The sequence below is a fragment of the Paenochrobactrum gallinarii genome (genome assembly GCF_014205685.1).
Taxonomy (GTDB): domain Bacteria; phylum Pseudomonadota; class Alphaproteobacteria; order Rhizobiales; family Rhizobiaceae; genus Paenochrobactrum; species Paenochrobactrum gallinarii.
Window position 1 is genome coordinate 1 of record NZ_JACIIU010000039.1, and the last position, 8,251, is coordinate 8,251.

Genomic DNA, 8,251 nt, shown 5'->3' on the forward strand with positions numbered 1-8,251 from the left:
CCCCCTTACAGCAGAGGGCAGGCAAGTCTTCAATTCCTCCTTTCTCCTTTGCATTCCAGTCATATGCCTCCCCAATTGGGGCGAGGCGCACTATAGGTTATGTCCATTGCCCATACCTGATTGGGTCTGGTGACCGCTAGCTTGCGCAGGAGATAGGGATAGACTTTATGCCCTGGTGCTGGCTTCGAGGTGTTTGGGCGACGGTAAATCGCCTCGATGCTCATCTTCTTCATCAGCGTAGCGACATGCAGCCGCCCAACCTCAAGCCCTTCTCCCTTCAAAAGCCCCTGCAACATCCGACTTCCCGCGAATGGGTATTCCAGATGCAATTCATCGATCCGGCGCATCAGTGCCAGATCGCCATCCGATACCGGGCGTGGTGAATAGTAAACACTACTGCGGCTAAAGCCGAGAAGCTTGGCTTGTCGTGTGACTGACAACTTGTGTGCGCGGTCGATCATTTTTTTCCGCCCAGCAATCCCGCCTTGCTGAGCGCTCCGGATAAAAAATCATTCTCCAGAGTTAGCTCGCCGATCTTGGCGTGAAGCGTTTTAACGTCGACGGTAGAACCTGCTGGTTCCGCCTTAGTCTCATCGCCGAAAACTCCGGTCGCCCCCTCAAGAAGCTGATCTTTCCATTGCTTTATCTGGTTCGCGTGCACGTCAAACTGCTGGGATAATTCCACTAGCGTCTGCTCGCCTCTAATCGCAGCAAGCGCAACTTTTGCCTTAAAGACTGGGCTATGGTTTCGGCGTGGTCGTCTCGTCATGGTATCTCCTGTTCCCGGCATCTAAGCCGAAGTCAGGCAGAATTTCCACTTATCCCCGCTGTGCAGATTTCCCGAGCCACTTCTCTAATACAGTTAAATTTAGCCGCATGAAACTTAACGGCTAAATTTATCTACATACAGGTCTCCAAATCCAGTTTATTCTTACTCAGTTTAAAACTTTACGCTGAAATTGGCATTGACGCCGTTTTGAGTGATACCTGAACCAAACTGTCCTTGATAAGAGACACCAAGTTTGGAATTTTTCGTAATGGCGAAATCAAGTCCGGCTTCAATCAGTGCGGTATCTTTGCCAATTGGACTGCCCGATGCTGTGAACGCATTGGAGCCTGCAGCAAAGCTCGCCGTTGATAACGGGGTCACATCGCCAAAAGCATGCCGCCAACCAAGATCAGCACGTGCGGTTGTCAGTGTATTACCAAGCTCAAAGCTGGTTGAGAGACGCATGCCGAGGGTTGAGAGGGTTGTGTCCATCTTACCGGATTGTACGCTGAGCGCTGCACCATTATGACCTGTTTCGGTAAAACTATCCGTTCTGACATTGACATAGGCAAGATTAGCATAAGGCTCGATGATCGAGCGCGGGCTGAGATCATGCTTATAGCCCAACTCGCCAAACACCTGAAACGTGCCGCCATTGTAATCAGCTGACAGCTTGTCAGAATAGCCATTGAAAGCAACCGAGCGGCTCATCTCGATATTGTGCCAGGAATAGGAAAGCCCTGAGCGGAAACCGATGGAACCTTGGCCCGTCGCCCATTCAGTGCCCGCATAAGCACCAAGAGTATAATTATCGCTGGAACCAGATGAAGAAAGGCTTGGTGTTTTAAAGGTTGAACGGCTGTATCCAGCCATAAGACCCAAGCGCCAATTATCATAAACATCACCGTCAATACCGGTGATGAACCCACCAATGGTCGACTTGGTGCGTGCGGCATTATCTGTAGCAGATTGTGTGGCCCAACTGCCGAATGCTGCCCCCCATGCGGCATAGCGCTGAAGATCATCAGCATTAACCGGAGCAACATGATCAATGGCATTGCCTGCCTGACTGGTTTTAGCTGCCGGACCATAGGCCATCACAGACACCGGATTAACCGGTGTACCGCCAAATGCCTGAGACAGGCGATTATTGACCGATGACCGGGTGATGCCGCTGGCATTGAGCAAAACGCCGCTTGCGGATGCATAGGCTTCACCACTTAATTGCGGCAGACTTGAGCGAATGGTTGAGCCGTCAGATGCAGAAAAATCCAGTGCTGCGAGCAATGGTTTAAGTGCTGACACCGTATTATTGGCCAGACTATCCAATGCAGCACCAACTTCACGGTCTTCATGATTGCCCGCATATTGCGAATAGGCATTCGCATCACGGCTCAATGATACGGTATAAGACAGATTACCATTATCTGTCGCACTCGCGTTAAGTGTCGGCGAGCTCAATGTAGTGCTAACACTTGTAAAGTTACCACTCACTGCGTCCACTTGTAACCACTCGTTTGAAGTGACGGTGAAACCATCACGATAATAACCGCGATCAGGTGCAAAGCTGATCGTGCCATTAAGACCAGCACTACCGTTTACAATTAGGCTGCTGATGTCAGACTGATCATTGAATGCGAGTTGCAAGGTGCCGGTAGCAGACTGAGCATAATTGCCGTCAATAGTGATTGCCGCACCAGCAACAGAAGGATTTAAAATCCCGCTATTGCGGAACTGCTGACCCGCATCAATCTGGTAAATCCCTTGACCGGAAAGCATTGCCGTTTGCGCCACACCGACATCAAAGACTTGATGGTTGCCAGTCAGAACAGATGTGCCGCCATCAAGATGCAGGGAAATATTCTTGCCCTTGATATTGCCGCCGTAAGCCAGTCTGAAATCCGTATCAGCTGTGCCAGTCGAATTCCCTTGTGCATCAGCCTTCAAGCCGAAACTCAGCTCAGTCAGACGCAAATTGCCATCATCATCTTCTTCTGCATACTCGGAAATAATATCCCCGAAAATACTTGCCCCTTGCATGACATTGATCTGTCCGACCAAGGCATTTTCAGACATGAAGATTGCAGCCTTGTTACCTGCAACACGGCCGGTCAGATCAAAGGAGGAAACCAATGCACCATTCAGTTCCTCAGTAATAGTGGCGCGCTGATCCTCCACTCTGTCATCAAGTTCCAGAATATAAGAGCCACGATAGCCCGTTCCGTCACCACGTGAATTATGGCCAAAGTCAAAGCTGACAGCGATGCCGTTTTCACCCAAAGCCTGAACCTCACCGCGGTGGGTTAATGTGTGATCTTTACCATAAGCGAACATGATGCCACGGCCATTCGCACCATTAGCATGAACGCGCACATCAGGGGCAACAATCAGATTATTGGCTGCGCCATCAATACGAATGCCGCCGCCGCCCGCCCCTACAGACAGTAAATCTGCATTCTGGGTAATGGTGTTGTAACTACCATAAACATGCAGCCCCAAGCCCAAAGTAGCACTGTTATATGTATTGTCGATATAGGCAGTGCCATCCGCATTTCGTCCAAAATACGGGTTATTATTGATAATGGTTAGCCCGTCACCATAAACGGAATGCCCGTAAAAATTACGCCGGTCGATTGTGTAACCAATATCTTGCAAAGCAGCCAGCTCGGCTTCCATCAATGTGCTATAATTGCGATAAAGCTGATGGCTCATCAAACTATTTTTAAGTTCAATATGACTGAAAAAAGGAGCGTCATAAGGTCCGTAATCCGTCGCAACCCGCATAGGCAGACCCTTCATCGCGCCATTGAGCACCTCATTCACATGGGTTCCGGTGAAATAGGCCTGATCTTTTCGGACATCAAAAGCATCCTCACCATCTGGAACATAACAACCCTTACAATTTATAAACTGACCAGCACTTGCAAAGTTATCATTATCATCCCGTAAATGCGTGCTCCAGACATCAAAGCCAGGACCTAAATCGTCAGCAGCAAATGCTGCAAGTCGATTATTTTGATCTTCCCAACTGAAAGTATTCGACAGAACGCCAAGTGCATGGCCGATTTCGTGAATAAGTACGGTGCCTAGCGATGTTTCAGCTGTCAGCGCAATATGAGACGGCGTATATGGATCTTGTGACCAGTCCTCTGTCCCGACTTTATTATAAACAACGATGGCACCATGCGCACCGTCACGCAAATTCGTATAATACTGATTGGTCAATGCCGCTTGCACTGTTGTCGGGGAACCATCCAGCATAGTTGCGGCATGGCTACCAGCTCCCGCCCCTGTACCGCCAATTAATGCGCCGACATTAATGATCGCAGGATTGTTGCCAGGCACGACTTTAATCACTTCCGCCCAATATCCTGTCGCGTCGATTATCTGATTTTTATATAAATCGCTTAAGTTCCATTCGGACATTGCCCCAAAGCCAAAGACACCATCCCCCACATCGAAAAACCGCAACTGAATAAAGGGCGTGCCTTGCGGATCATTGACCACATGCGTGTTAATCGCAGCGGCAGGATTAATCATTGCCCCATAGAGTACACCGGTCGAAAGACAAGTTGACATTGTCAGTTTGGCGATCAGTCTGGATGTCATTGTTTTCCCCTCAAATACGGCAATCTAAAATTGAGCCGGTGCATCACTTATTTTTATGTATGTCGTCATTTTTATTGTAAATCCATCCCTGAAAACTGGTAGTTTTACTATAAAGAGTGTTTTCAAGTGATAGCTAATTATCACGGCAATCGCTGTCAGGATCGATGTCTTGCATCAATGATGCCACTGCCGCCTCCAATTGAGGATCAGACGTCATACTGTAGCGGTTTGGATCGAATTCCACGACGATATCCGGTGTAATGATACCATTTTCATATTTGCGCCCGTCAGCATGACGATAAGGCAAAACCGGAAATCTATATTGCAGTCCAGGTACGATTTTGCTGTTGACGGTAGTTACTGCGGTACCCGTATTGAGGAGCACATCGCCAATGACTTTGCCAAGCTTACGATCCTGATAGGCTTGCGGAAAAATTGACCCATCAGAATAACTGAAACTGTCAACCAATACTGCACTTGGCCAGAGCCAGACATTGTCAGGGCCGTCTTCACGAGGACGGTCATCTACCCCGTAGCTGAAGGCTGGTGTACCACTGAGCAGCGTGATCAATTCACGTGTCAGGTTACCACCAGTATTGGATCGAACATCTATCAGGGCAGCTTTCACAAGACCTCGTTGTGACAGCAAAACACCGAGTAACGACAGGTAATTGTCATTATCCATCGCATCCAGAGACTGATAGACAATACACTGGCGAGAAAGCTTACTGACCATAGCACGGCGATTATCGCTCAGATTTTTACTGGCCAAAATCAATTCGTCACGCCAATGGATGGGGGTAACCTCAATAAGACGCTCGCCATTATCACTGTTATCCGCTACACCAATAACGACCTGCCGTCCCGCATTAATATCAAGCAAACGGTCAATACCACCAGCCTCCGGAACGAGCTGTCCGTTAATCGAGGTGATGATATCACCTGCACCAATATTTAGTTTTTGCCGATCTAACGGTCCGCCGGGCAGGATGGCGGCGATTTTGCGCCCTGCACCGTTGTAATCATTATCCAGATAAATCCCCAAAGCATCATTCTGTGTTCCCATCCCAACAAGGGCAGGATCAGGTGCTGTCATATCCGTAAAGAGATGCGAAGCTGACAGTTCGCCAAACATGGCAGCCAGCAGACGTTCAAGATCACGTGGTCCGGCAATAGAGGGCATATAGGCTCTGTATTTGGCACCAATTTGCTGCCAGTCACGATTTTCATGTGCCGCATCATAATAACGGTCATTAATATCAGCCCAAGCCTGTTCAAAGGCGGCGCTCAACGCAGCATTTTCATTTCGACTGAACAAGATTTTAAGCGGTATTTCTACCCTCTGCGCCGGATCCTCTATAGAGCTTCGGATGATGTGGCTGGGTGTTTTAATATCAATTGTTTGTATAGCAGGGTTGTAGCGGATGAATTGTATCTCTTCCGAATTAGCCACCGGAATTGTTGTCACTTCCTGTAAATCACCATTCTCAAGGCTGATCAAATTCACCGACAGCCCCTCATCTATTGCGGAAAAACCCAGCAAATTTTTACCATCCGGTGCAGTGGCCAGCAATTCCATTTTTGGCAAATTGCTGGTCAAGCGCTCTTCAAGCAAAAAGCTGCGCTGCCGATCCGGCGTATAGTGGTTGAGCAGTTGCTCCCCATCATTCGGATCGGTTTCGTCCTTGGCATTTGCCAGAAAATCCTGCCGTGACTGCCCAGACAAAAAGGCGCGATAAAGATCGAAGCGCGAATTCTGATGGCGATTATCAGCGCTGCGTGCAGTATAAAGCGTCGTTAAGCCAATAACTTGTGTGCCATCCGCACTCCACAAGCCATCATAAAAATTAGGCACAGCCAGTGCCAGCGGGCGCATCGGAGCACTGCCGTCAGCGGGAACGATTGCAACACGATTCAATCCTGATCCGTCAATACTGCGCCATGGAACAAGTAAATCTTTTGAGGTCGGAGACCAGCTGAACTCACCATTTCTGTCAAAGTAATCCGAGTTATAATCTGTCGGCTGATACAGCGTGGCAATCTCTCTGCTGGTCAGATCTAAGACTTTGATCTCGCGACGATCCGACCAAAAAGCCAATTTACTCCCATCAGGCGAGAATTTAGGATCGAGAGCATCACTATTGGCAGACACAATAAGCGGAACTTCATCATAGGTCAGGCCAAGCTTGCCATTTGCCTGATCTTCAGAAAGATCAATGCTATAAATGCCCCATTTATGATCGCGCATTGCCGCATAGGCGAGCATACGACCATCAGGTGAGAAAACAATATCGCGTTCCTCGCCTGCTGTTTTAGTCAGTTGCCGGTAATTACCTTTCAAATCAATAAGAAAAACATCTGCATTGATTATCAGTGCAAAATACTGCCCATCGGGAGAGCTCTGAAAATTCTGACTGCTCAACGCTTGATAATTCACGAGATGGTTCATCCCCTGTTCCAGCGTATTGATATCAACCAGCTCTGCTTTATCCGCACCCGCTGCGAGCGTATGGACCTGCCCATTGAAAGAAAAGGCAATTGTATTGTCATCAGCAACGGTTAGGTCGCGCACGGGAGAGCCCTCAAAATGGGTGAGCTGCTCTTCGCGCTTATTTTCCAGATTTAGCTTCCAGACATTTAGCCAGCCGGAAGCTTCAGACAGATAATAAAGCGATTGACCATCTGCACTCCAATGCGGATCAAGCCGATCAATGCCATCAACGGCAAATAGGCGCTCATATTTGTCGCTAGCCCGCTCATAGATCCATAATTGACGGGCATTTGCCGCAACTCTGTGCTGGCGCTCTATGGGGTCACCTGACGGGTCATAACTATAAACCAGCTTGGTAGCATTCGGATTCCAGCTGGCTTCAAGCGCAAAATTCGGCAGCACCAGTGACTCGCGCCCGCTGGCAATATTTACGGTGTAAAGCTGGGGCTTCCAACTTGCAGCCCTCTGCACACTGCGTTGTGCATCTCCTAGCCGAAGAGCTGTATAAAGTACGCTTTTACCATCCGGAGAAAAGCTCGTCGGAACTTCTCTCGCCGATGAATAGGTCATGCGCTGCAATTTGCCCGAAAAATCAGCCAGATAAACATCATCATTGCCGTTCACATCTGAAGCAAAAGCCAGCCGCTGAGAATCCGGAGCCCAGACAACACTATGACTATAAGCATTGGCCGGTGAAACTGCGACTGACAACCCACCATCATGATCTGTCAGAAAAATCTGCCCGCGATGGGTGAAGGCGATCAGTTTGCCATCTGGTGATAGAGCCGGTTTTTGAATCCAGCGCGCCGGCTCACCGTCAAAGTCGGCTTTTGTTTGACTGGGGGCAATCACGGTCAGAGCTAGCAATGCAGTAAAAATTACAAAGTTTTGCATTATCATGACCGTCTCCGTCAGAATTTCACGCTGAATTTTCATTCACGCCATATTTAGTAATACCAGAACCAAACTGCCCCATTCGTCGAAACACCCATACCAAGTCGACAATGAAGCATTCACTAACTCTGATTTCTCACAAATTGCTGCACAATTACTGCCTGTTTTTGTAAAACTAACTGTTCTGACATTAGCGAAATTGGCAGAAGGCGCAGAATTTTCCGAATGGTTAAACCGTCAGGCATAGAAAGATCCATCACCGCGATCAATCTCGAGGCTTTTTCCTCTCATATACTACATTTTCAGCTTAACTATCGACTACGACACGTCGAAACGAATGTGAGAACTTCTAGTATTATTTATAACACTATATTTCCCGCAATAATATCCCTGAGTGTCCGTTCCAAAATGAATTGAGTGATTTCAGTTAGTTATGATTCAATCGGATTTCTGACATACGACGGAGATCAAGATGGCCTGGACTGAAA

Annotated in this window: 2 protein-coding genes and 1 pseudogene; all 3 read right to left on the reverse strand. The window is 48.2% G+C overall.

All coding sequences use genetic code 11. The annotated features are described in order from the left end of the window. Nucleotides 1–92: 92 nt before the first annotated feature. Nucleotides 93–769, reverse strand: a pseudogene (locus FHS77_RS15150) (IS3 family transposase); the annotation flags it as partial. Nucleotides 770–940: 171 nt separating this feature from the next. Continuing rightward, on the reverse strand, nt 941–4,378 hold the full coding sequence (locus FHS77_RS15155; RefSeq protein ID WP_184224771.1) for an autotransporter family protein: 3,438 nt from the start codon (nt 4,376–4,378) through the stop codon (nt 941–943). Between the two features lie 133 nt (nt 4,379–4,511). Then, nucleotides 4,512–7,769 (reverse strand): S41 family peptidase, encoded by a 3,258-nt coding sequence (locus FHS77_RS15160; protein WP_184224772.1) that lies wholly within the window; start codon nt 7,767–7,769, stop codon nt 4,512–4,514. Nucleotides 7,770–8,251: the final 482 nt, after the last annotated feature.